Raw genomic sequence first — 23,375 nt, 5'->3', positions numbered from 1 at the left:
CTATCGTGTTGTGAAATAATTCACATTATCTAAAGCGAGGGTATGATATATTTCATACATAGAGATCAGCAAACAAACTTTGAGGAGTGATTACAATGACCGTTCAAACCGACACCGTAACCAGAAATTACCTTCAATTTTGCTATACTTGCGATGATGCCAGACATTGCGATAGTGAAGAAACATGCCGCAGCTGCTGGGCAGAACAAGGAATCGCTTTAGAAGACGAACGAAATGAAACGGAAATTTTGCTCCATGCTTATTATGAATAAATCGCTTCAGACAATCAAACCTTCGTAGTCACCTGCTTCAGGTGAGCGCGGAGGTTTTTTTGTTTTAACGGCTCTTTGCTGTATTCACCTGTTGCATGCATCACACTTCCGGCGAGAGTTGGTAAAAAAAATTAGTGAGGGGAGACTAAACGCGACTGTTTACAACCGAGGAGGATGGGAATGGGCAAGCGCGTGAATTTGCTGATGTTCAGCGGGGAGTACGATAAAGCACTGGCTGCGCTTATTTTAGCCAACAGCTCTAGAGAATTGGATGCTGAAGTGACGATCTTTTTCGCTTTTTGGGGCCTCATGCTGATTCGGGATCCCGAACGGATGAGCGATGAGGACAAAAGCCTTTATGAAAAAATGTTCGCTGCCGCTACGCCGAAAGGACCGGAGGAGCTGCCTCTGTCCCGGATGAATTTTGCCGGTATGGGGAAGAAGATGCTCATGAAGATGATGGAAGAGGAGGGAGCGCCGACTTTAGCGGATTTTCTTAAAGGTGCGCGAAAAAAACAAGTGCGCTTCTACGCTTGCAAGCTTTCTGTAGAAGTCATGGGCTTTCACCCGGAAGAGCTTTTACCGGAAGTGGAAATCGTCGACGCTAAAACCTATCTCAAAGATGCATTTGAATCGGATATTCAGCTGTTCATCTAGAATGCGGCGATCTCCCATAACCGTAGGCGCCTATCCTGCATACATTGGCTAGGTAGGGAAGGGAGAAGCGCGGTATGCCAGTGTTGGATCAATGGGGGGTCGACGCGGAATCCGGAATATCCGGCGTGTCCAGGCGATATGGAGCATGGGGCGCAAGGGCGATAATGTTGGATGGGCCGCGAATGGAGGAAGAGAGCCACAAAGATCTCAATGAAAACTTCAGGCCTGCAGGTGAATTGGAGGCCTATTTCGCTCCGTTTCGTCAGATGATCGCAGGTGCGGGTGCCCGTTTCCGTTCACCATGCGGCATTCAGCCGATCCTCTATGCAGATTGGGCAGCTAGCGGCAGGATGTACCGGCCTATCGAGGAAAAACTGCTGCGCGAATTTGGCCCCTATGCCGCCAATGTCCACAGCGAAGCAACCGCAACCGGCGCCGCTATCACTCTTTCTTACCGCGAAGCGAAAGACATCATCAAGAAGCACGTTCATGCCGGTCCGGACGACATTCTGCTGTTCTGCGGCAACGGGATGACCACGGCTGTGAACAAGCTGCAAAGAATGATGGGGCTGCGGTTGCCAGAAAAATGGAGAGAGCGCCTGTCTTTACAGCAGCAGGAGCGGCCCGTTGTTTTTGTGACCCATATGGAGCATCACTCCAATCACACCTCCTGGCTGGAAACCATTGCTGACGTTCATATCGTTGAGCCGGGGAAAGACGGACAGGTGGATCCCCGGAAACTGGCCGAGGCGTTGGAGCTTTACCGGGAGCGCCCGATGAAAATCGGCGCTTTCACCGCTGCCTCCAACGTCACGGGCATCCTGCCGCCGCTCCGCGAGTTGGCGGAGGTGATGCACAGGGCGGGCGGCCTCGCCTTCGCCGACTGGACCGCCGCCGCTCCTGTCAACGGCCTCGACATGCACCCGGCCTCCCCATGGGAGAAGCTGGACGCCGTCTATTTCTCCCCCCACAAGTTTTTGGGGGGACCGGGGTCAAGCGGCGTCCTGCTTCTCGACTCCCGTCTGTCCGCATCCGCCGTCCCGGATCATCCCGGGGGCGGCACGGTGCTGTGGACAGACCGTTGGGGAGGCCGTACTTATGTCGAGGACATGGAGGAGCGGGAGGACGGCGGCACGCCGGGCTGGGTCCAGGCGGTGAAGGCCGCCCTGTGCATCCGCCTGAAGGAGCGGATGGGCATCGCTGCCCTCGGCGACCGGGAGCGGGAGCTGACGGAGCTGCTGCTGTCCGGGCTTGGCGATATTCCCGGCATCCGCATTCTGGACGGCCATCGGAAGGATCGTCTTGGAATCGTGAGCTTCTATGCGGAGCATGTCCATTTTCCGCTCTTTGTTCGACTGCTGAACGACCGATTCGGCATTCAATCCAGAGGCGGTTGTTCCTGCGCCGGCACGTACGGTCACTTTCTTTTCGGCCTTAGTAAAGAGGAGTCGGATAAGATCCGCAAACAGGTCGAAGGCGGCATTCTTGATCGGAAGCCAGGCTGGGTTAGGCTTTCTATACATCCGGTTATGACGGACGCGGAGATTCGCCGCATCATTTTTGCCGTTCAAAGTATAGCGAAATACGCTAATCTGTGGGGGCGCGATTACCGGTATGACAGTAAAAACAACGATTATGTACATAATCGGGCAAACCCAAAAGGAGTTCCGATGCTTACTTTTGATATTTAATGCCGTTAACCACATACAACTCGCATCGAATAAAGTAATCTGAATGTGAGTTCGTTTATGGAAAAATGTGATAAACTATGAGAAGCTTGAAAGAATGGCGAAACATCGCGAATGATCGTAAAGGAGACCCCGCATGTCCCAGGATGTATCGTATACGACAGAGGAAATTGCCAATCTGTTGAAAATATCCAAGCTCACCGTCTATGATTTGATCAAAAAAGGGGAGCTCACTGCCTATCGCGTTGGCAAGCAAATGCGAATAGATGCCGCAGACTTGGAAGCCTACAAACAGCGGGCGAAGGGTTTATCGGCAAGCGAAAAAAAACGTGCAACCTTTGAATGAACCGACCATCTCTTACGGAGCCTCAATCCCATCGACCATCGCCGGCTTACGCCCCTTAGTGATCACCGGCCAAGATGTCAGCTTGGACATTCTCGCCAAGCATATCGAGAAAAACATCTCCGGTGTGCGGCCTTTGCGTGCCTATGTGGGCAGCCTTGACAGCTTGATATCCATGTACCGAGGTGAATCGGATATCGTCAGCACACATCTTCTGGACGGCGATTCCGGTGAATACAATATCCCCTATATCCGCAAGATACTCGTCGGCTTCTCTTATCTGGTTGTGAATTTGATAACGCGTCGGGCCGGGTTTTATGTTCAAAAGGGTAATCCCCATAATCTGAAAGGGTGGAAGGACCTGGCTACCTCCGGTTTGCGCCTTGTGAACCGCGAGATCGGATCAGGAGCCCGCATCCTGCTGGATGAGCAGTTGCGTTTAAACGGCATCCATCCCAGCCGATTGATAGGTTATACGGTCGAGGAATCCAATCATATCGGGGTAGCCGGCAAAGTGGCTTCAGGTGAGGCGGACGTCGGGGTGGGAATTGAAAAGGCCGCTTCCATAGTGGGCAATGTCGACTTTATTCCGCTGATTCAAGAGCGCTATGATCTTGTTTTACTGAAAAACCCGCAAAACCTAAAATGGATCGATTCCGTCCTGCGGATTTTACAATCCGAATCCTTTAAACATGAACTTGGCGTAATTTCCGGTTACGACTTGACGCAAACGGGCCGAGTCCTTTATGAAACCTAAACTCATCATAAAGCCGATTTGACGCATCTTGCCTTTAAGGCGAGGTGCGTTTTTTTGCGCCGAAATCCATATCAAAATAAAAAAATCTGCACGGCCAAAGCCTTGCTCCATGCGGACTTCAGTAAGCTTCATGGATTTACCAGGCCAAGTTAACATAATCCTGTGTTATACTGATCGGGTCAAAAAAATACGAAGGCCAAAGCCCGAACAGTGGGCACGGGGAAACCAATCCTTTGGGGTGAAATCGCCGTAAGGCGATCGGGGAACTCCCTCTCCGAATCCGACAGCTAACTCCGTAGGCCGAAAGGAGAAACATCAATGAAGAAAACCAATCTGTTGCTCTCAGCCGCTATTGCCGGTTCTCTCTTTGCCGCTCCTTTGTTTGGTGCAGGCACAACCCATGCAGCCACCGGATACACCGTCAAGGATAGCGATACATTGTGGAAAATCTCCGTCAATCAGGGCATTACCCTGCAATCATTGATTAATGCCAATCCGCAAATCGCCAATCCTAATATCATTTGGGCAGGCATGACGATCAATCTTCCGCAAAAAGCATCCGCACCGGCTGCGTCTGCTCCTGCGAAGACAACGACTTCGACTCCTGCTGCTTCGAATAACACGCAAAATACGACGGCTTCCGTCTCTAGCTACGCTCAACAAGTAGCCAGCCTAGTAAACACGGAACGGTCGAAGAACGGTCTGTCGCCTCTTACCTTGGACTCCGCTCTCAGCAATATGGCGCTGGTGAAGAGCAAGGACATGTACAACAACAACTATTTCGACCACACATCGCCGACTTACGGATCGCCTTTTAATATGATGACATCTTTCGGAATTTCCTATTCCTATGCCGGTGAAAACATTGCCAAAGGCCAACAAACCCCGCAAGATGTTATGACCGCCTGGATGAATAGCCAAGGCCACCGGGCAAACATCCTGAACGCAAACTACAATAAAATCGGCGTCGCTTATTACAACGGCGTCTGGGTGCAAGAGTTTATTAAGAACTAATCCCTGAAACTCCTCGCACAGAAAAAAACCGAACCCACAAGGTTCGGTTTTTTGTTTTAACTCTTATGTCTTTATGAATCCCCACCGATCTTGCGAATGGGAAACGAAGTGGCCAAAGCTGCTAAGCTTACAATCAAACCATATAAGAACAAATGACGGATCCCCAGCATAAATCCTTCCGCATGGGTGAGCAAGCTTCCCATGATGGTGACACCGACGGCTGTGCCGATATTCCGCGAAAAGATGACGATGGAGGTGGAAATCCCTTTCTGGGTACTTCCCACGAGCTCCTGGGAACCGATCGTCGAGACGGTGAAAAGCAGCCCGAAAGCGACGCCCTGTACGGTCATGGCCGTTGTTACATACAGATAGCTGCTGTCAGGCTGCAGACAAAACAGCATGATTCCCGAAAGAACAAGAAGACGTTGCCTACAACGGTCAGTCGGATATAGCCGTAACGACCGATCCATTTACCAGCGGGCACCGCTACCAGCATCCAGCCTGCCGATTGGCCAAGCAGGACAAGGCCGCTCAGAAAGGTGGAATACCCTTGATTTTGCAGGAAGAATGGAATATAGCTGGATGTCCCGAATAACGCCGCACAAGAGAAAAGAGCGTTCAGTATAAACCAAAGGATTGCCGGATTTTTCAACAGAGACAAAGGAATGATCGGAGAGCTGTGCCGTTTCTCGAATAGGACGAAAACGACCATGAACGCGAAGCCCCCGAGCAAATAGAAAAAAATGTCCGAATCCACAACGGTAGCAGTCAGCAACAGGCCGATCCCCGCTGTAAAAAGGATCGCTCCGCCGTAGTCAATGGATGACCGCTTTGGTACATACTCTTCCTTATACGAGTATAAAAACAGCAGGCAGAGGATGCAGATGGGCACATTGATATAGAAAATCCATCGCCAGGTGGCATAATCCGTGAATAAAGCGCCGAGCAGGGGGGCGATGACAGCTGAAATTCCCCACATAGTCGAGAAAAGCGCCTGAATTTTACCTCGTTTTTCCACAGGGAACAGATCCCCGGCAATGATGATCGGAAACGGATTCATGATACCTGCTCCGATGCCCTGTATCCCGCGGAAAATCACTAATTGAAGCATGGTGTGCGACAATCCGCAAAGCAGGGAGCCCGCCATAAAGAGAAGAATGCCGATGGCGAAAATCGTTTTTCTGCCATGGATATCGGATATCCTTCCGGCAATGGGCGCCATAACCGTTGACATGATCATGTAGCTGGCAAACGTCCAAGCGAAGAGATGAATTCCACCCAGTTCCTCGGAAATAATCGGCATGGTCGTATTCATTATCGTCTGATCAAGAGAGGCCACGAGCATAGCGAGAACAATACTGATCAGGACCTGGATTCTTTTTTTCTGCATGACTTGCAACACGAACTCCTATCTCTGTTTAAAGATTGATGTCATCCCGGTAAACGATTTTATGCATTGCTTTTTCTTCCCGCACAGCTTTACGGATTATATCTTTAACGGTTTGGACGTCTTTTACATCCTCCAAAATCAACTCGGGCGTACGCGGGTCATCGGATAAGATCGAGATATTGCCGACTCCGAATACCCGTTCCTTTATCGACTGTTGGATGGACAGGTCTTTTACCCGGACAAGCTCAATTTCTTCTACTTTTTTGCCAATTAAGCCGGATTTGCGGATGACCCTCTGGTTGGTAACGGTATAACTGGTCGTATTCAAATGGGCAATGTCTTTCAGTCGATCCTCAATGTCTGCAGGTTTACCCTCCCACAGTACGATCTCTTCATCAGGTTTCTGCTGGGCAGCCACCGGAACGGCTTGTGAAGGAGGAGAGGCGGTACGCTGCGCGCTATCCACCTGCGTCCCGCAGCCGCTGCAAAATTTGTCGCCCTCCAGAAGTTCTTTTCCGCATTGATAACAAAAGGCCATACTAAACACCCTTTCTGTTCAGATAAATTCAGATAAATGGAAGCGAGGGGTTCGTGTGAACGTTCACTATCTATGAACATGCCTAATGATTTCGGCGCCGAATAACCGAACCCGGACTGTTGGTACAAATGATCCGCCGGTACTTTTGCTAGCAGGCTTACAAAGGCCTTTGAGGCGCATGTTCACGTATTCCTGCGGAGTCGGAACGGCATTCATGATGACCACATTCACACGAAAATTACCCTTTCCCTTTTACGATCGGACTCCACCAGTATACACATCTTGCCTTCCTTGCGTAAACCAACCAATCGCTCGCAATTTTAATCCTTCATCGTTTGACCCAAACCACGTAGTGGTATACTTTAATATTAGAATAATTACGAAGAAAGACCAAATCGAAACGGAGGGAGCTTATAATGGAAACGACAAAGGACTCCGCTAAAGAAAAAAGAGAGCTGGCTACTTTTGCAGGCGGCTGTTTTTGGTGCATGGTAGCTCCATTTGAGGAGCAGCCGGGCATCTTTCAGGTGGTTTCCGGCTATACCGGCGGCCATAAACCGAACCCTACCTATGAAGAGGTTTGCTCCCACACGACCGGACATACGGAGGCCGTGCAAATCGCTTTTAATCCCGAAGTTTTTTCTTACGCCAAGCTAGTTGAGCTGTTTTGGCAGCAAATCGATCCAACAGATGCCGGGGGACAATTTCACGATCGGGGAGATTCTTACCGGACAGCAATTTTTTATCATAATGAAGAGCAACGAAAGACGGCAGTGGAGTCCAAAAAAGCGCTGGAAGCAAGCGGACGCTTTTCCCATCCCATCGTTGTGCCGATCCTTCCTGCGGTTACATTCTATCCAGCAGAAGAGTATCATCAAGATTTTCATCACAAAAATCCGACTCACTACAAACGCTACCGCAGCGGATCTGGGCGAGATGCTTACATCAAACAGCACTGGGACTATAAAAAGGATGAAGCGGACCTGCGCAATCGGCTGACTCCGATGCAATTTGAAGTCACCCAGAAGAACGCCACGGAGCCGCCGTTTCGCAATGAGTTTTTCGACCACCATGGGGAAGGGATCTACGTCGATATCGTTTCCGGCGAGGCACTCTTCAGTTCTCTCGATAAATACGATTCCGGCTGCGGTTGGCCCAGCTTTACGAAGCCTTTGCAAAGCGGTTCCGTTGTGGAAAAACACGACTACAGCCACTTCATGATCCGTACGGAAGTGCGCAGCCAGCATGCCGATTCCCATCTCGGCCATCTCTTCGAAGATGGACCTCAGGATAAAGGCGGATTGCGGTACTGCATCAACTCCGCTGCCCTGCGTTTCATCCCGAAAGCTGATCTAGAGAAAGAAGGCTACGGCGAATACCGTAAGCTTTTTGCTTAAGCCATCATTTCAGAGCCTGCAGAGACGCGGGCTTTTTTTGCTACATAAGGTTTAATAGGTTTGCCACTATAAATAGCCTTATTCCGCTACGGTAAGAGTCCCTCGTCCATCAAGGACGGCATTTGCCGTTTAACCTTGCCTATAACGCAGTTCATTGCTTTTCCCGATAAAGCTGAATATAATAAATCCTTGGATATTTTCGTCAATTCGACAAAAAACTCTTGTACTCGGCTGCAAGGAAAGGACATGACTGCATGAAGCCCATTAAGGAGATCGCCGCCATGCTTGACATTGCGGAGGATGAATTGGAGTATTACGGCAAATTTAAAGCGAAAATCGCTCCCGAAGTAATGGAACGGGTGAAGGAGCAGCCTGACGGGAAGCTGGTTCTTGTTACATCCATGAACCCGACTCCGGCAGGAGAAGGAAAGACACTAACCACTATTGGGCTGTCTCAGGCATTGAACCGGATCGGCGTCCGCACCATCGCCGCTCTGCGCGAGCCGTCCCTTGGTCCTTGCATGGGCATCAAGGGTGGTGCTACAGGGAGCGGACAGGCTCAGGTTATGCCGATGGAAGATATCAATCTGCATTTTACCGGCGATCTTCATGCCGTTACCGCCGCCCATAATTTGCTTGCTGCTATGATCGATAACCATCTGTATCATGGCAACGCCCTGTCCATCAACCCGTCCACGATCATCTGGAAACGGGCCATGGATATGAACGACCGTTCCTTGCGGCAAATCGTAACCGGACTTGGAGCCGGAAACGGCAACCCTAGGGAGGCAGGTTTTCTCATTACGGTTGCCTCAGAAGTAATGGCCATTCTGTGCTTAAGCGAGAACCTCGCAGATTTGCAGGAACGGATCTCTCGCATCATCATCGGCTACCGCTACGACGGACAGCCCGTTACAGCAGGGGATTTGCAAGCCGACGGCGCCATGGCTTTGCTTCTGAAAGATGCCATCAAACCCAATTTGGTGCAGACCATTGAAGGCACGCCTGCTTTTGTTCACGGCGGTCCCTTTGCCAATATCGCCCACGGCTGCAGCAGCGTCGCTGGCACGAAGTTGGCGCTTAAGCTTGCGGACTGCGTCGTTACTGAAGCTGGCTTCGGAGCGGACTTGGGAGCCGAGAAGTTTTTTGATATCAAGTGCCGGAAGGCGGGGCTCAAACCCGATGCAGCCGTTATCGTCGCTACCGTCAAGGCGCTGAAATATAACGGGGGAGCCGCATTAAGCGAACTTTCCGCAGAAAATCTCTCCGCTCTTAAAAACGGATTCGCCAATTTAGCTAAGCACATTGAAAATGTGCAAAAATTCGGCGTGCCGGTAGTCGTTGCTATCAATCGTTTCTTCACCGATACCGAAGCCGAATTGGCATGCGTGAAAGAGCTGTGCACGGCTGCTGGCGTCCAAGTGGAATTATCCGAAGTTTGGGAAAAAGGCGGAGCAGGCGGGGAAGCCCTTGCCCGCACACTCATTGGGCTTTTGGAGAGCGGAGCTTCTCATTATCAGCCTATTTACGCAACTACTTTGCCTATTAAAGAAAAAATAGAGATCATCGTGCGTGAAATCTATGGAGGCGCAGATGTTACGTATTCACCTGCTGCCGAAAAAGCGATCCGCAAAGCAGAAGATTTGGGCTTTGGCGACTTCCCGGTTTGCATGGCCAAAACCCAATATTCCTTATCCGATAGCCCGAAGCGGTTAGGCCGCCCCGAAGGCTTTACCATTCATATCCGCGAAGTCAACCTGTCGGCAGGTGCAGGATTTCTCGTAGCGTTCGCCGGCGAGATTATGATTATGCCCGGTTTGCCGAAAGTTCCAGCCGCCGTCCGCCTTGGCGTCGATGCTTCCGGTAACGCAATCGGATTATTTTAATCAAAATCGTTGCATGTTTGTAAGGAAAACGTCTATCGATGTACAATCAAAGAAGCCAGACCGCATTTCGATGTCGTTTTTCTTGCGATATCAGGATGTCGCTGCTGCGAAGTTAATCCTTTCTGATATCTTAAGGAAAGGACGCTTTTTCTCCTCCGGATGGGAGGGAAAAGAAGCGTCCTTTTTTATTGCGGGCATCTGTTAGAATCGCATTTGATTCAGTAAGCGCACTATGCTTTCGGAAGCTACGCGCTCCTGCGAGAACTTAGTCGAGTTCCTTCAATTTTTCTTGAACGGAACGGATTTTTTGCTCCATTGAGCCGGCGATATCCCGGCGGTCGTCGATGCGGATGGAGGTGGATACCCGCTCAGCCCCTTTGGTAAAGGGAACCTCATGCATCCGCCGAATCACGGCCAGAATATCGTTCAGATCTCCTTCGATAATGGTGCTCATGGGCGTCATTTGAAATTTGACGGCTTCCTCAGCCTGCTCCAAAACTTTATGAACCTCGGCCACATATCGGCTGACACTGGGCGTAGCGGTTCCAAGCGGGACAATGGTCACTTCGGCTATTGCCATGAATTACAGCTCCTTTATATGGAAGTACTTTAGCATAAGAATAGTACATTCGGCGTCAAGGGGCAAATGCAATACGAAACCACATGAGCAAAATCCGAACATTAACCACATTAATCATTAGATATCCCACTTGGTGATAAGCGTTTTTTTGAATCACTAATAAAATTTAGTAAATATCAGAAAAATAATGGGCTAAATCCGAACATTAAGTTTGACAAAAGCGCAGATTCGATGTAGGATCTAAAAGGTGACTTCACCACTAACGTTCGTATAGCCTCACAATTAGGGTTGAGGGTATCTACGAGAAGCCGTAAACTTCCCAGCTACGAACGGGCCGCCTTTGGCGTACCCGCAGAGCTGGGTTTTTTATCGTGTGCACGGATATTCTAATCTTCTAAGGGGATGACGGAATGCAAGAAAATCATTACGACCTGATCGTGGTAGGCGCAGGCCCTGCCGGAATATTTACCGCTTACGAGATGACGCTGCTGGCCCCGCAGGCCAAGGTGCTGCTGATCGATAAAGGGCATACGATTTATAAGCGAAATTGTCCGATATTGGATGAAAAAATCAAGCTGTGTCCGCCAGCCGCCGGCCGAAAGGAGTTTGCCGGATGTCTGCCGGCCTGTTCCATCACCGCCGGATTCGGCGGAGCCGGGGCATACAGTGACGGTAAATTCAACATCACCACAGAATTCGGCGGTTGGCTAACCGATTATTTGCCGCCCTCCAAGGTACTTGAGTTGATCCAGTACGTAGATGAGATCAACTTGAATCACGGTGCAACCGAACAGATCACCGATCCGACGACGGAATCGATCCGGCTTATCGAACAGAAAGCTTATGCGGCCGGATTGAAACTGCTGCGCGCCTAAGTTCGTCATCTGGGAACCGAACAAAACCTGATGATCTTGAAATCCATCTTTGAGTACTTGAACACTCGCATTGACATGCGCTTTGGCGTTGAGGTGGAAGATATCATCACAGAAAAAACCACCGCAGGCCACGAAATCAAAGGCGTTGTTTTGAAGAGCGGTGAATCCATTCATGCCGCAAACGTTGTGATCGCTCCAGGTCGGGACGGTTCCGTTTGGCTGGGGCAGATCCTCAAAAAGCGCCGCCTAAAGCTGCAAAACAATCAGGTGGACATCGGCGTTCGTGTGGAAACCTCCGATATCGTGATGCGCGAAATCAATGAGCATCTATATGAAGGGAAATTTATTTTCAACACGTCGGTTGGAACCCGGGTTCGCACTTTCTGTAGCAATCCGTCCGGGCACGTCGTCGTGGAAAACCACAGCGGAATCATGGCAGCCAACGGCCACTCCTTCAAGGACCCGCGGCTCGGTTCCCGCAACACTAATTTTGCGCTGCTCGTCTCCCACAAATTCACCGATCCCTTCGATAAGCCGAACGAGTACGCCCGCGAGATTTGTAAACGGGCTAACGATTTGTCCGGCGGGGGAGTCATTGTGCAAAAGTACGGCGACATCATCCGCGGCAGGCGGTCCACCGCAGGACGCATCAAAGAGGGATTTCTGGAGCCCACCTTGCCGGAAGCCGTTCCTGGCGATTTGGGCCTTGTGCTTCCCTATAATACAATGAAGAGCCTTGTGGAAATGATGGAGGCGCTGGAGAAAGTGACCCCCGGGATCGCTTCGGAGCATACGCTCTTTTATGGAGTGGAAGCCAAGTTCTATTCCGCCCGTCCCAAGCTCACCGAGAATCTGGAAACGGAAATCGTCGGGCTGTTCTGCGGCGGTGACGGAGCGGGCATCACCCGAGGCTTAGCCCAAGCCGGAGCAGCGGGAGTTCACATCGCCCGCAGCATCGCCGAGCGTTTGTGACCCATTTAATAGCAATCCAATAGGCAGTCCTTTACAGTTTTCTTATTCGTTTGCGATTATGAATACTGTGAGGGATAGCCATGATCTATAAAACTTTGGGCAAGACCGGAATCCAAGTTTCCGCTCTCGGTTTTGGTGCCATGCGCCTGCCGATGATCGAGAGGGGCAACGGCAAAATCGTGGACGAGGACAAGGCAATCCCCCTTATCCATCGGGCGCTGGATCTGGGAATCAATTATGTAGACACTGCACCCGGCTATTGCGACAGGCAAAGCGAAGCGGTCGTTGGCAAGGCAATCAAGGGGAGAAGAGACTCCATCTATCTTTCGACTAAAAATCCCATTGAGGACGCATCCGGTGACAACTGGCGTAGAAGGCTGGAAAACTCTCTGACTCAGTTGGATACCGACTATATCGATTTTTATCATATGTGGGGCATCAATCTTCACACTTTCGAGAATAAAGTGGATGTGCCGGGAGGGCCGATGGAGGCCGCCTGGCGGGCAAAAGATGAAGGGCTGATCCGCCATATTTCTTTCTCTTTTCATGACGAGCCCGGCAACATCTTCAAAATCATCGATTCCGGCTATTTTGAAACGGTACTGCTGCAATACAATCTGCTGGATCAGTCTCTTACTGCCGGGATGGAGCACGCTTACAACAAAGGCATGGGCGTCGTCGTCATGGGACCGGTGGGGGGAGGGCGTTTGGGCGCGCCTTCGGAAGCGATCCGGAGCATGCTTGGCCATGTGAGGAGCACGGCTGAAATGGCACTGCGTTTTGTCATCGCCAATCCTTACGCAACCGTAGCCTTATCCGGCATGAGCGACCTGACCATGTTGGAGGAAAATGCTGCAGTCGCTTCCATTCCAGGAGGTCTTACGGAGGAAGAGCGGATTCGTGTGGCGGATATGCTGGAAGAAAACAAGCGCCTTGCCGATCTCTACTGTACGGGCTGCAATTATTGCATGCCTTGTCCCGTTGACGTCAACATTCCGCGGGTTTTTCAACTGATGAATTATAGCCGGGTTTATGGGCTGCACGATTATGCCAAACAGGAATACCGCAAGCTTGCAGACGGGGACATTAAAAACGGCCGCAACGCCGATGTATGCGTCGAATGCGGCAGCTGCGAAGAGAAATGCCCGCAGGATATCCACATCATTCACCAATTGAGGGAAACCTCAGCCGCATTGGGAGTAGCTGCCGGATAGGTGGTCCCGCACCGAAACAAAAAAAGGTTGAGTCTGGATTCGCTCCAGATCTCAACCTTTCATTTTGCCATAAAACTTTAAAATTTGAATCTGGTTGTTTCTGGTTTTTGGTATCCTTTCGGCCGATATTTTGTTAAAATATTGTTTATGATTGTTAGGGGAATATAAAGTTAGAAAGGATCTGCCATCATGTCATCCTCCATATCAGAAAAAAAGCCTGGACTTTCTTTCAGCCATTTTCTGATTGTGACCTTGCTGATTGTGCTTAAATTGCAGCTGTATCGCGGAATTGTCTTCCATGAAACAGGTATCACCCAGTTGCTGACAGATATATTCAGCGTAGTCATGATCACCGCTCTTGTTGAATTGATTATACCGAAAAAAATAAAGGGAACGCTGTATGTTGTCGGCTTGCTGCTGATTTCCATTGTTTTGTTCGCCGCAGCCGTTTACTATCACTATTTCGGCACGGTTCCTACCTATACCACTTTATCGGGAGCCGGTCAGCTGCCGGCAGTCAGTTCGTCCGTTCAGTCCGTGATTCAATTGCGGGAATTTCTCTTTTTTGCTGACTTCGCCATTGGTATTGTGCTGTTTATCGTTCTCAAGGTCATTGGTCGAAAACCGGCTTTTGCCGATATCGCTCGTCTACCCCGGATGATTGCAGGTTCTCTCGTCATTGTAGGACTTGCCTATGGCTTGACCACCTGGTTCGTATCAGGCGATACGGTCAACGAAATGAAAAGGGCGGAGCTGCTCGGATTTCCTAACTACCAAGCATCTGTCATCCTTAAAGATATAACGGAAAAGAAAAAGGATTCCCAAGAAGTGCTGAGCCAAATGCCCATGGAATTGAAGGAGCTATCCTCAAGTACGGTTCCTACGGCAACCCCGACGAATAGCAAGCCGAATGATTTTGGCGTAGCGCAGGGAAAGAATCTGCTGATCATTCAAGTGGAAGCTTTGCAGAACTTCCCGATTAATCTGGTGGTGAACGGTCAGGAGATTACGCCGAACCTGAACAAACTGACGAAGGAAGGGCTTTATTTCCCTCACGTGTTCCAACAGATCGGACAAGGCAACACCTCCGACGCCGAGTTCATGTCCAATACGTCGATCTATCCTACCGGGACGGTTGCTATGTCCACCGGCTTCGGCAACCGTGACATTCCTAGCCTGCCTAAAGTGATGGCGGGTCACGAATACACGACGATGACCTTCCACGTCAACGACGTCACCTTCTGGGACAGGAACAAACTGTACCCGGCCCTTGGTTTCGAAAAATACTTCGACAAGCCGAACTTTGAAAACGACCATTTCAACGCTTTGGGCGCTTCTGATGATGAACTCTACAAAGTCGCCATCCAAAAGCTGACGGATCTGCAAAACGCCAACCAGCCTTTTTACGCCCAGTTTGTCACCCTGTCCAGCCATCATCCTTTTAAAATTCCGGAAAACTATCAGACTTTGAACCTCCCGGACTCTTTGAAAGGCAAGCAGTTGGGCGACTATCTGCAAGCCGTCCATTATACGGATGAAGCCCTTGGCCGAGCCATCCAGAAGATGAAGGACAACGGTTTGTGGGACAATACCGTCGTCGCCATTTACGGAGACCATTTCGGGTTGCAACCTGCCGACAACAAGCCGGATGATGTAGAAGCCGAAATTGGCATTAAATATGATCCTAAACTGACCCGTTTCAACATTCCGTTGATCATTCACGCACCAGGCGCGGAAAGCAAGGTTGTCGATCAAGTCGGTGGACAAGTGGATATTATGCCGACGCTGGCCAATCTGCTTGGGATATCTTTGGAAGATGAAGGCTATGTCGCATTCGGCCATGACCTGTTGAACATTAAAGAAAATGTCATCGGGATGCGCTACTACTTACCGACAGGCTCCTTCTTCAACGATAAAATCCTCTTTGTTCCGGGAAAAGGATTTGATGACGGCACTGCCATCGACATCCGGACGATGGAGCCGGTAACGGATTTTTCGCAATACCGCAAAGATTACGATTATGTGCTCAATTTGGAGAAGCTGTCGGATACCTACGTAAGTGCTTTGCCAAAACGGGAATAACAGATTTGGTGACATTAACAAATATGCACCTACGAGACCCCTGCCAAGAGCAGGGGTCTTTTCTTGTTTATGGATATTTTGTCCAGTATCACAGGCGAATCAACCACGAAATTTTAATTCCTGTAATTCCCAGTCAAAAACACCGAAAACTCCGCGCATTTTCTCTTAAAATGTTGAAACTTCTGTTCTGGGTGCGGCGTCTATTTAGGTGAAAACAAGCGGTGCTGAACATGACCAAAACGATAACAATTATTGATTATCGGTCAAGCCTGTAAGCATATAGTAGGTAATGGCGGCGCAGGCAACACCGTGGAAACCGATCGGATGGATTCGCGCTAGTTTGAACGCATTTCCTCTCATTTTGGGATAACAAGGGGGGCTGGTACCGGTTTAGTTTTGTCGAAAATTGTCGAATTGAGTTAAGGGACGTTTAAAATTAGAGAGAGAAAGGCAGATTCAGCATGAGAGAGAAACGGTGGAACCAGCTAGAGCCAACTGAGAGAAAATCGCAGCAATCCATTCCGCCCGATAGGTACTTGGTATTTCCGCAAAAAGGGGGATACCCTCATGCCTGATCCGCTGAAGGAGAACCGCCGCTATATGACTGGTCTTGACGGCTTGCGGGCTATCGCTGTCTTGGCGGTCATCGCTTATCATCTGAATCTAAAATGGGCTCCTGGCGGTTTATTGGGAGTTGGCATTTTCTTCACCTTGTCCGGCTATTTGATTACCGACCTGATGATTGCGGAGAAGCAGGATACAGGACGAATCGACCTTAAGCAATTTTGGTTCAGAAGAGCAAGGAGACTGCTGCCGGCGATGTTCGTTATGCTGGCTGTCGTTTGCGTGGTGGTCGCCCTTACGGGAATCCGTCAACCATCGCTGCATGGTGATGCATGGGCAGCCGCAGGTTATATCAGCAATTGGTGGCTTATTTTTCATAAGGTTTCCTATTTTGAAAGCTTTGGACCGCCGTCGCCTTTGGGCCATCTTTGGTCGCTGGCTGTCGAGGAGCAGTTTTACTTGCTGTGGCCGCTATTGCTGGCACTCCTGCTGCGGATAAGCAAGCGGAGAGGCATATTGTTCAGTCTCACCTTAGCGATAGCCGCGTTGTCCGCTTTGGCGATGCTGTTCCTTTACACGCCGGGAGAAGATCCCAGCCGGGTCTATTACGGCACTGATACCCGCGCATTCGGGCTGTTGATCGGAGCGGCTCTTGCCGTACTATGGCCCAGCCGGAAACTAAGAGCGAATATATCGGCAAAGAGCAGGCGGATGCTGGACACCGCAGGGATTGGCGGTCTGTTGGCAATCTTCTATATGATTTGGCAAACCGATCAGTACGGAGCCGGATTATACAAGGGCGGTCTAGTTCTTTTATCCGCAGCCACTGCCATGGTCGTCGCTGTTCTTGCTCATCCTGCCAGTCAACTTGGAAAACTGATGGGGTCGAAGCCTCTCCGTTGGCTGGGCGCCCGCTCCTATGGGATTTATCTGTGGCATTTTCCAATCATTGTCCTGACTTCGCCAGAAGTAAATACCAATGGCTTTGACTTGACTCGCTGCCTGCTGCAAATCGCTGCAAGCGTCAGTCTGGCTGCTATATCCTATAAGTACATTGAAGATCCCATTCGCAAGGGAGCCATCCAAACGGCTTTCCGCAAATGGAGATCGACAGGAGGCAAGCCTATACGTCTTGCAAGCCGTACGGGACTCATGGCCGTCACACCGTTTCTTGCCATCGTCCTGATCGGCGTCGGTATGATCAAGTTGAATCCGATCGTCTCGGCAAGTGCAACGTTGCCAACGGGGACAGCCGCAAACCAACCTGCCGCAACCGCAACGTCTACACCCAATAAGATTGTTCAAAACGACAACCAAACCGTTAAAATGACCATTACGCAATCGCCTGAAAAAGAAACGGCTTCATCCACTTCTGGTAAAACGGCTCCTCCTACCGCCACGCCGCACACACCGGCAAAGACGGCAAAGCCAAAGGCCACGGTATCCACACAGCCAACGGATCAGCCAAAACCAAACCCAACCGATACTCCTAAGCCTACCTCAACGGTTGAAAGCACCAGCAAACCTGACCCGATATCCGGAAAAGGAATGATCGCCATCGGCGATTCGGTTATGCTGGATATCGGCCCTTATCTGGAGAAGTTGCTGCCGGGCATTCATATCGACGGCAAGATCGGTAGGCAAATGTCGGAAGGGGCAGAGATCCTCATGGAACGCAAAGCTGCAGGAACGTTGGGGGACTTCGTCATCATCGAATTGGGCACCAACGGAACCTTCAGCAAAAAGACGCTGGAATCGTTAATGAGCTCTCTCGAAGATGTTCCTCATGTTATGCTGATAAACACCCGCGTTCCTAGGCCGTGGCAGGATTCCGTCAATGAATCACTGGCAGCAGCCGCTGCAAAATACTCAAATGTCACTTTCTTGGATTGGTACAAAACCAGCGCCGGGCACGATTCGTTCTTTTATTCAGATGGTGTGCACCTGACTCCAGACGGCTCGGAGTTCTACGCATCTTTCGTCGCGGAGGCTATTCGAAACTGTCAAACCGAGTCTTAATCCAGCACGATTACGCTATTGTCGAGATACGCTTTTTCCGTCGTAAAAAGTCTTTTCCGATAAAGCGGAAAAGACTTTTTTTCTTGACGATAAGGGGTGGCGCAGCCCGCGAGACTATGGAATAATAAAGAGAGGAAAGCGAACAGGAGAGAGAGAATGGACCGCTTGCGAATCAAACAGCAAATGGATTTTATTGTCGAAATTGACAAGATGAAGCGCATTTTACGGAAAAGCAGAATCATCGGCGGTCTCCGTTATGAGAACGACGCAGAGCATACATGGCACCTAGCCGTCATGGCTGTGGTGCTGCAGGAATATTCGAACAGCGACAGCATTCAACTCTTTAAGGTACTGAAGATGCTGCTGATACACGATATCGTGGAAATTGACGCAGGCGATACTTTCGCTTATGACGAAACCGGGTATTTAGATAAAGCGGAGCGGGAGGAGAAAGCGGCCGAACGGATCTTTGGACTGCTGCCGAATGACATTGGCGAAGAATTTATGGCATTGTGGCACGAATTCGAGGAGAGAGAAACAGCCGAATCCCGCTACGCTAACGCCATTGACCGGCTGGAGCCGATGCTGCTGAACAGCCGCAACCGTGGACAATCCTGGCGTGAAAACGATGTAACCAGCACGCAAGTGTTGAAGCGGGCGGTCTGGATCGATGAAGGAGCCACAGGGCTTTACACTTATATCGCCGAATTGATCCAGGAGGCAGTTGATCGGGGCTATATTAGCGAAAAAGGCGAGGACCTGCCGCAAAAGAAAGGGGTTCGTCCCCTCGGACCTCATGAAACGCCTCCGTACGATCTGTTGCTACTGGCTGATCCGTCCCGGGACTTGGTGGAGAGCAGCCTGAGTACCGGCAAGTGCTTTGTGATCGAGTTGGATGACTGCATCGCCGGCGAATTCGTCTTATCCCATACACAAAATGGCGTTGCGGAAATTACCAATATTGCCGTCCGTGAAGACTTCCAGCGGCAAGGCATTGGCAAAAAACTCTTGCAATCCGCTATTCAGATCGCGAAGGAACAAGGATGCGCCAGCCTGCAAATCGCAACCGGCAATTCCAGCGTAAATCAACTCATGCTGTACCAAAAGGTCGGCTTCCGCATTGCCTCGGTAGAGCCTGACTATTTTACCCGGAATTATCAAGAGGCGATTTACGAGAACGGTATCCTTTGCCGCGATCGTCTTGTGTTAACCATGAATCTCGTTTGAATCGATTAACCGGTACAGGGAGTTTATCTTAACGGAATAGAGCAGACACAGATGACCGACAGCACCCGGAGGCCTTCCTGTTATGGATGTAAGGACCTTATTTTGACGGGAAATTGGCCCTCTGGAGGAAGCTGTATGCTTTGGCTGCTGAACCTGATCGTTTTGTTACTGCTGCTTTTGTCTTTGGTAAATCGTAGAAAAGAGCTAAACCCTGTCAAATGGCTGCTAATCGTCATTTTCTATGCCGCGGCCGCCATGCTGTCCATCCATTTGTTCGGATTTAAGCTGCCTATCGGGCTGCTGCTCGCTCTATTTTTTGCGATCCGCCGGCGGAATTTGAACAAAGAGTACTACTGGAGGGCGCTGCTATTTGGACTTGTCTATTTCGTAATCGTACAATTTGCGTCGAACCCGAGCCTCAAGGAGCTTCGCCAACTGGATGAGCTGAAAAACTACAGTTCCCAATTCGAGCGGGTGGATTCCTTTCAATTTCTTACGGAGCACTCGGCCGGTCAGGATCAACTGCGCAAATATGCTGGTGAACTGAACAACGTAAATGAAAAATCGATGGTGATCGACGAAAAGGATACCCAAGTATTATTTAGGCTTGAGGTTTTGCGTCAGAAAGGCGTCGCTGTCAAAGATCTGGATTGGCTTTGGAATAATTCTCCGCTCGAGCTGAATTATTTCTGGCAATCGACGGTGAAGAACTCGCTGGTGAAACTGGAAACGATCACCTTTGGACAGGAAGGTTATTTTGGCGTATACAAGAGAAAGGATGAGGATAGTCCCTACCGTTTGACCTTATATATCGAATTTACCGATTTCAAAGATGGAAAACGACCCGATATCCTCCCTTGATCGTATCCGTTACTTACGGATTTGCCACTTTAATGACAGACACCGCAGGGTAGATAAGCTGTCTTACGCCTGCGGTTTTTCTATTTTTGTTCAAAATTTTACGATGAAAATAAAAAGATGTGCGAAAAAATGAACCTAATCTACCGATTCGCCGTCTATTTCACAGGAGTAAGGGGATGACATCCGGGTGGAATGGGATTACTTAAAAACAATGGCCGATAGCGACGACCGAAAATCCATCCTTGCCGATCTGATGACCGCCTACGGCAATGATGTCTGGAACTATGCATTCAGCCTCACGCGTAAGAGAGATTTAGCCGACGATATCACTCAGGATGTGTTTCTGAAAGCTTATCGCGGACTTTTTACCCTGCGAAAAGAAGGTTCAGTGAAAATGTGGCTGCTTGCCATCACTCGGAATACCGCCGCCGATTACCGGCGTTCCGCTTTTTTTCGCAGGGTGACACTCTTTGAAAGCTTTGATTATACTTCCTCCCAACCTTCCGCGGAAGAGACGGCCATGGACCGCTTCTCTATAACGGATATATGGGAGAAGGTTTTGCGGCTTCCCCCCAAATACAGGGAAGTATTGATTCTCTTCGGACATCACCAGATGTCGATGAAGGAAATCGCCTCCCTGCTAGGCGTTACGGAAGGAACAGTCAAGTCCCGATTGTTTCAGGCCAGAGCCAAAATTACGAAAATGAAGGAGGGCGAGACTCATGAACCGAAATGATGAAGAATGGTTCGGAGAGCTTTCCAGAAATCCTTTCCCCAAGAAGGGATTTACCCCGGAATTGCAACGGAAAATTATGCGGGAATTCGACCGCAAGCCCGTTAGCAAACGCAGGTTTTATCCCATCGCCGGAGCTGCCTTGCTGCTTGTCATCCTTGTATTTGCCGGTTACAGACTGGCAGTAGAGCCAACTCCGGAAGAAATCAGCCAAACCGCATCGGTAGCGATTCACGAAATCGCAGGAACGCCGGAAAAAACTCCGGATATCCGTTCCGTCCTCATGCTTGGACTCCGAAGCGACGCAAAATCGTCATCTCCGGCTTACCGAACTTTGGTCATCGCCGAACAGGAAGGAAAGATGAAAACCGTTGCCGAAGGCGGCGGCATCCTCATGCCATACGGTCAGCAATTTTGGCGGATTACCTCTAACGAGAATGCATTGGGAACCGGAGCTGCTCTCCAGGCCCGGAGGATCGATGCCGATTCGGCGTCAGTATCAGCTTCGGCGGTTAATGCCGTATCAGCTGCCAATACCGTCGTCGAGCCTACTGTCGTATCCCAAGCGCTGTTGTTTGCCGGCAATCGCTATTTAACGCTGGAGGAAAAAGATCAAAGTGCAAACCAAGGTTCGCAGATCCATACGCGAACAGTGGATTTAAAGGCTTATGCCGCATCGACGACGGGCGCCACAGGCTTCCACCTGGATGAAGTCGCCGGGATCACCGGCACATCTGCCCTTGCAGACTGGATGCTGTTCCGCAAAGAAGGGCGCTGGCAGGTAGCTGAGGAAAGCTCGGGCGGCGGGATTTTCAGCCCGAGCGGGAAAGAATTTTCCCTGATTCCGGCAATCTTGCCGGAAAGTCTTACGGCATATGACAGCTTGAACCTGACATGGGAACAGGTGCTGAAGTTGGAACCGGACGCAAAAGATGCCGTCTCTTCGCCGGATAAAGACATGCTGGCAGTTCTCACGACAGACAAAGTAGTGATTTACACCTTCCCTTCGGAAAAGGATAATACGGCTAAAAAACTGTTGACGGTAGACAAGAGTAATTTAGAAAGCTTAGTCATGTCCGAATGGGCGACGGAGAAATATGCCGATAAGTGGATTAAAGCCGGTATTGATGCATTGGGAGCAAAATGAGGTCTGTGCAATAGTGAAGCCCGGTCAGCTTGAAAAGCTGATCGGGCCTTTTTTATCCTGTATTAAGTTAATCTCGCCCATGCGCGTATTGGAAAAGAAGTCATTCCTTTCAGCTTCATCGGAGCCGCCGTAAAGCGGAATCCTTCCGTAGGGAGCTGATTCAGGTTGGTCAAGTTTTCCACAATGGGAACACCCGCTGCCAGCAGGATCGAATGAACAGGCCGGTTTGGATCGCTGGTATCGTCGATGTTCAGGCTGTCAATAGCGACGAGGGCAGCTCCTTCGGTTACCAGGAACTCCGCTGCATCCTTGGTCAAGTAGGGATGCTCCGCAAAGTAGGGGGGAGAGCCCCATTGCGTGCTCATCCCGGTCTCGATGAGAACCGCTTTACCGCGAACGCTTCCGCTTGCAGCCAACGCCTGCCGCGTAACGGCCCGGCCGGACATTCCCGCTAATCGGATGACGATGCCTTCGAGATCCGCCACGGATTCGAGGGGCATTTCGGCGATATCGGGATGGTTTTCATACCGGTGTGCGGGACTGTCGATAGCCGTCCCCGATGTGGCTACCATATCAACGCGGCCGATATTAAACGTCACTCCAGGGGCATAACGCTCTTTCGAAGCCTCGTAGCTTAAATGATCGGTAACCTGCGGCCGCGGCATGTTTGGATAGGTTTCCATGCCACTCTCGACGCGGTGACTGAGATCGACTAATGTGGAGGTCTGCGAGGTGCCATCGACAGCTGCAGCCGCTTTGCGCTTATGCCGTTCCGAAAGGATCGTTTTATTGAGAATCCGTATTTCTCCCACCATGAGAAGGCGCAGGTCCTTAACGATATAGTCTGCCAACTCCGCATCGGAAATGTCGTCGCCATCGATGTCGAGGCGGAAGCCCTGCCCCTGGATTCCTCCGCCGTTGGAAAAATCCACTTCAAAATCAAATTGTACGCGCTTGTCCTCAATTGTGATCTTTTCTGTCACTCTACATTCCTCCATACCGACGAATTACTTTGAAAGCTCTAGCCATTCCATTACAACGACAACCAAAACTTCAATGAAGCAAAAAAGGGCGAATAGAGCCATGATCCCGATAACCAGCCATTTCCCCGTTATCATACTGATTCGTCGGAAAGTGAACTTATCCATACAAGACAACT

At 50.2% G+C, this 23,375-nt stretch carries 16 protein-coding genes, 5 pseudogenes and 2 riboswitches; of the genes and pseudogenes, 15 read left to right on the top strand and 6 right to left on the bottom strand.

The annotated features are described in order from the left end of the window. The first annotated feature begins 95 nt into the window (after window positions 1-95). The 5 genes and pseudogenes from TJ79_RS27695 (at window position 96) to TJ79_RS04845 (ending at window position 4,731) form a co-directional block, all read left to right on the top strand. Window positions 96-272 (top strand): hypothetical protein, encoded by a 177-nt coding sequence (locus TJ79_RS27695; RefSeq protein ID WP_202903289.1) that lies wholly within the window; start codon window positions 96-98, stop codon window positions 270-272. A gap of 180 nt (window positions 273-452) precedes the next feature. Further along, window positions 453-929, top strand: coding sequence for a DsrE/DsrF/DrsH-like family protein (locus tag TJ79_RS04860; RefSeq protein WP_040949166.1), 477 nt, complete (start codon window positions 453-455; stop codon window positions 927-929). Between the two features lie 182 nt (window positions 930-1,111). After that, window positions 1,112-2,620 (top strand): aminotransferase class V-fold PLP-dependent enzyme, encoded by a 1,509-nt coding sequence (locus TJ79_RS04855; RefSeq protein WP_052339282.1) that lies wholly within the window; start codon window positions 1,112-1,114, stop codon window positions 2,618-2,620. Window positions 2,621-2,753: 133 nt separating this feature from the next. Continuing rightward, window positions 2,754-3,717, top strand: a pseudogene (locus TJ79_RS04850) (substrate-binding domain-containing protein). A 184-nt stretch (window positions 3,718-3,901) separates the two neighbouring features. Beyond that, window positions 3,902-4,034, top strand: a riboswitch (cyclic di-AMP (ydaO/yuaA leader). 1 nt (window position 4,035) lies between these two features. Further along, window positions 4,036-4,731: a CAP domain-containing protein gene (locus TJ79_RS04845; RefSeq protein WP_052339275.1), complete on the top strand. Its 696-nt coding sequence runs from the start codon at window positions 4,036-4,038 to the stop codon at window positions 4,729-4,731. 71 nt (window positions 4,732-4,802) lie between these two features. Here TJ79_RS04845 and TJ79_RS04840 read toward each other — a convergent pair. Together TJ79_RS04840 and TJ79_RS04835 are read right to left on the bottom strand one after the other, a co-directional pair. Further along, a pseudogene (locus TJ79_RS04840) lies at window positions 4,803-6,121 on the bottom strand (MFS transporter). A gap of 28 nt (window positions 6,122-6,149) precedes the next feature. Further along, window positions 6,150-6,659, bottom strand: coding sequence for a PH domain-containing protein (locus tag TJ79_RS04835; protein ID WP_040949165.1), 510 nt, complete (start codon window positions 6,657-6,659; stop codon window positions 6,150-6,152). 416 nt (window positions 6,660-7,075) lie between these two features. Here TJ79_RS04835 and msrA point away from each other — a divergent pair, with 416 nt between their 5' ends. Together msrA and TJ79_RS04825 are read left to right on the top strand one after the other, a co-directional pair. Beyond that, window positions 7,076-8,056 (top strand): peptide-methionine (S)-S-oxide reductase MsrA, encoded by a 981-nt coding sequence (gene msrA / locus TJ79_RS04830; RefSeq protein ID WP_040949164.1) that lies wholly within the window; start codon window positions 7,076-7,078, stop codon window positions 8,054-8,056. Window positions 8,057-8,310: 254 nt separating this feature from the next. Further along, window positions 8,311-9,942 (top strand): formate--tetrahydrofolate ligase, encoded by a 1,632-nt coding sequence (locus TJ79_RS04825; RefSeq protein ID WP_040949163.1) that lies wholly within the window; start codon window positions 8,311-8,313, stop codon window positions 9,940-9,942. Between the two features lie 265 nt (window positions 9,943-10,207). Here TJ79_RS04825 and TJ79_RS04820 read toward each other — a convergent pair whose 3' ends face one another. Continuing rightward, on the bottom strand, window positions 10,208-10,522 hold the full coding sequence (locus tag TJ79_RS04820) for an MTH1187 family thiamine-binding protein (protein ID WP_040949162.1): 315 nt from the start codon (window positions 10,520-10,522) through the stop codon (window positions 10,208-10,210). Between the two features lie 246 nt (window positions 10,523-10,768). Continuing rightward, window positions 10,769-10,868: riboswitch (purine riboswitch) on the top strand. A 64-nt stretch (window positions 10,869-10,932) separates the two neighbouring features. Between TJ79_RS04820 and TJ79_RS04815 the strand changes: the two are divergent. From TJ79_RS04815 to TJ79_RS04780, 8 genes and pseudogenes are all read left to right on the top strand, one after another. Next, window positions 10,933-12,369 (top strand): annotated as a pseudogene (locus tag TJ79_RS04815) (NAD(P)/FAD-dependent oxidoreductase). 80 nt (window positions 12,370-12,449) lie between these two features. After that, window positions 12,450-13,583 carry an aldo/keto reductase gene (locus tag TJ79_RS04810; RefSeq protein WP_040949161.1) on the top strand — a complete coding sequence of 378 codons (1,134 nt, stop codon included), beginning with the start codon at window positions 12,450-12,452 and terminating at the stop codon, window positions 13,581-13,583. Between the two features lie 246 nt (window positions 13,584-13,829). Beyond that, window positions 13,830-15,665, top strand: coding sequence for an LTA synthase family protein (locus TJ79_RS04805; protein WP_337588924.1), 1,836 nt, complete (start codon window positions 13,830-13,832; stop codon window positions 15,663-15,665). A gap of 567 nt (window positions 15,666-16,232) precedes the next feature. Further along, window positions 16,233-18,248 carry an acyltransferase family protein gene (locus tag TJ79_RS04800; RefSeq protein ID WP_040949160.1) on the top strand — a complete coding sequence of 672 codons (2,016 nt, stop codon included), beginning with the start codon at window positions 16,233-16,235 and terminating at the stop codon, window positions 18,246-18,248. A 156-nt stretch (window positions 18,249-18,404) separates the two neighbouring features. Next, window positions 18,405-19,475, top strand: a complete 1,071-nt coding sequence (locus TJ79_RS28505; protein ID WP_081756707.1) for a GNAT family N-acetyltransferase — start codon at window positions 18,405-18,407, stop codon at window positions 19,473-19,475. A 135-nt stretch (window positions 19,476-19,610) separates the two neighbouring features. Next, a complete protein-coding gene (locus tag TJ79_RS04790; protein ID WP_040949159.1) occupies window positions 19,611-20,336 on the top strand; it encodes a DUF4199 domain-containing protein in 726 nt (241 codons plus the stop codon). Window positions 20,337-20,547: 211 nt separating this feature from the next. Continuing rightward, entirely contained in the window at window positions 20,548-21,072 is a 525-nt protein-coding gene (locus TJ79_RS04785) for a sigma-70 family RNA polymerase sigma factor (RefSeq protein WP_052339281.1), read from the top strand. Further along, window positions 21,059-22,216 (top strand): hypothetical protein, encoded by a 1,158-nt coding sequence (locus TJ79_RS04780; RefSeq protein WP_040949157.1) that lies wholly within the window; start codon window positions 21,059-21,061, stop codon window positions 22,214-22,216. The genes TJ79_RS04785 and TJ79_RS04780 overlap by 14 nt, the downstream gene beginning before the upstream one ends. A 62-nt stretch (window positions 22,217-22,278) precedes the next feature. Here TJ79_RS04780 and TJ79_RS04775 read toward each other — a convergent pair. The 3 genes and pseudogenes from TJ79_RS04775 to TJ79_RS27060 all read right to left on the bottom strand — a co-directional run. After that, window positions 22,279-22,917 (bottom strand): annotated as a pseudogene (locus tag TJ79_RS04775) (cyclase family protein); the annotation flags it as partial. 51 nt (window positions 22,918-22,968) lie between these two features. Beyond that, a pseudogene (locus tag TJ79_RS28500) lies at window positions 22,969-23,214 on the bottom strand (hypothetical protein); the annotation flags it as partial. A gap of 9 nt (window positions 23,215-23,223) precedes the next feature. Further along, window positions 23,224-23,364, bottom strand: coding sequence for a hypothetical protein (locus tag TJ79_RS27060; RefSeq protein WP_155987775.1), 141 nt, complete (start codon window positions 23,362-23,364; stop codon window positions 23,224-23,226). Between the last annotated feature and the right edge of the window lie 11 nt (window positions 23,365-23,375).

This window comes from Gorillibacterium massiliense, assembly GCF_000455485.1.
GTDB classification, from domain to species: domain Bacteria; phylum Bacillota; class Bacilli; order Paenibacillales; family NBRC-103111; genus Gorillibacterium; species Gorillibacterium massiliense.
Note: the sequence above shows the minus strand (reverse complement) of the source record. Positions and strands in the feature narration are given on the sequence as shown.

What these genes read in the sequence shown, in the direction of transcription:
- TJ79_RS27695 (WP_202903289.1), top strand. Translation starts at nt 96, where the DNA reads ATGACCGTTCAAACCGACACCGTAACCAGAAATTACCTTCAATTTTGC.
- TJ79_RS04860 (WP_040949166.1), top strand. Translation starts at nt 453, where the DNA reads ATGGGCAAGCGCGTGAATTTGCTGATGTTCAGCGGGGAGTACGATAAA.
- TJ79_RS04855 (WP_052339282.1), top strand. Translation starts at nt 1,112, where the DNA reads ATGGAGGAAGAGAGCCACAAAGATCTCAATGAAAACTTCAGGCCTGCA.
- TJ79_RS04845 (WP_052339275.1), top strand. Translation starts at nt 4,036, where the DNA reads ATGAAGAAAACCAATCTGTTGCTCTCAGCCGCTATTGCCGGTTCTCTC.
- TJ79_RS04835 (WP_040949165.1), bottom strand. Translation starts at nt 6,659, where the DNA reads ATGGCCTTTTGTTATCAATGCGGAAAAGAACTTCTGGAGGGCGACAAA.
- msrA (WP_040949164.1), top strand. Translation starts at nt 7,076, where the DNA reads ATGGAAACGACAAAGGACTCCGCTAAAGAAAAAAGAGAGCTGGCTACT.
- TJ79_RS04825 (WP_040949163.1), top strand. Translation starts at nt 8,311, where the DNA reads ATGAAGCCCATTAAGGAGATCGCCGCCATGCTTGACATTGCGGAGGAT.
- TJ79_RS04820 (WP_040949162.1), bottom strand. Translation starts at nt 10,522, where the DNA reads ATGGCAATAGCCGAAGTGACCATTGTCCCGCTTGGAACCGCTACGCCC.
- TJ79_RS04810 (WP_040949161.1), top strand. Translation starts at nt 12,450, where the DNA reads ATGATCTATAAAACTTTGGGCAAGACCGGAATCCAAGTTTCCGCTCTC.
- TJ79_RS04800 (WP_040949160.1), top strand. Translation starts at nt 16,233, where the DNA reads ATGCCTGATCCGCTGAAGGAGAACCGCCGCTATATGACTGGTCTTGAC.
- TJ79_RS28505 (WP_081756707.1), top strand. Translation starts at nt 18,405, where the DNA reads ATGGACCGCTTGCGAATCAAACAGCAAATGGATTTTATTGTCGAAATT.
- TJ79_RS04790 (WP_040949159.1), top strand. Translation starts at nt 19,611, where the DNA reads ATGCTTTGGCTGCTGAACCTGATCGTTTTGTTACTGCTGCTTTTGTCT.
- TJ79_RS04785 (WP_052339281.1), top strand. Translation starts at nt 20,548, where the DNA reads ATGGCCGATAGCGACGACCGAAAATCCATCCTTGCCGATCTGATGACC.
- TJ79_RS04780 (WP_040949157.1), top strand. Translation starts at nt 21,059, where the DNA reads ATGAACCGAAATGATGAAGAATGGTTCGGAGAGCTTTCCAGAAATCCT.
- TJ79_RS27060 (WP_155987775.1), bottom strand. Translation starts at nt 23,364, where the DNA reads ATGGATAAGTTCACTTTCCGACGAATCAGTATGATAACGGGGAAATGG.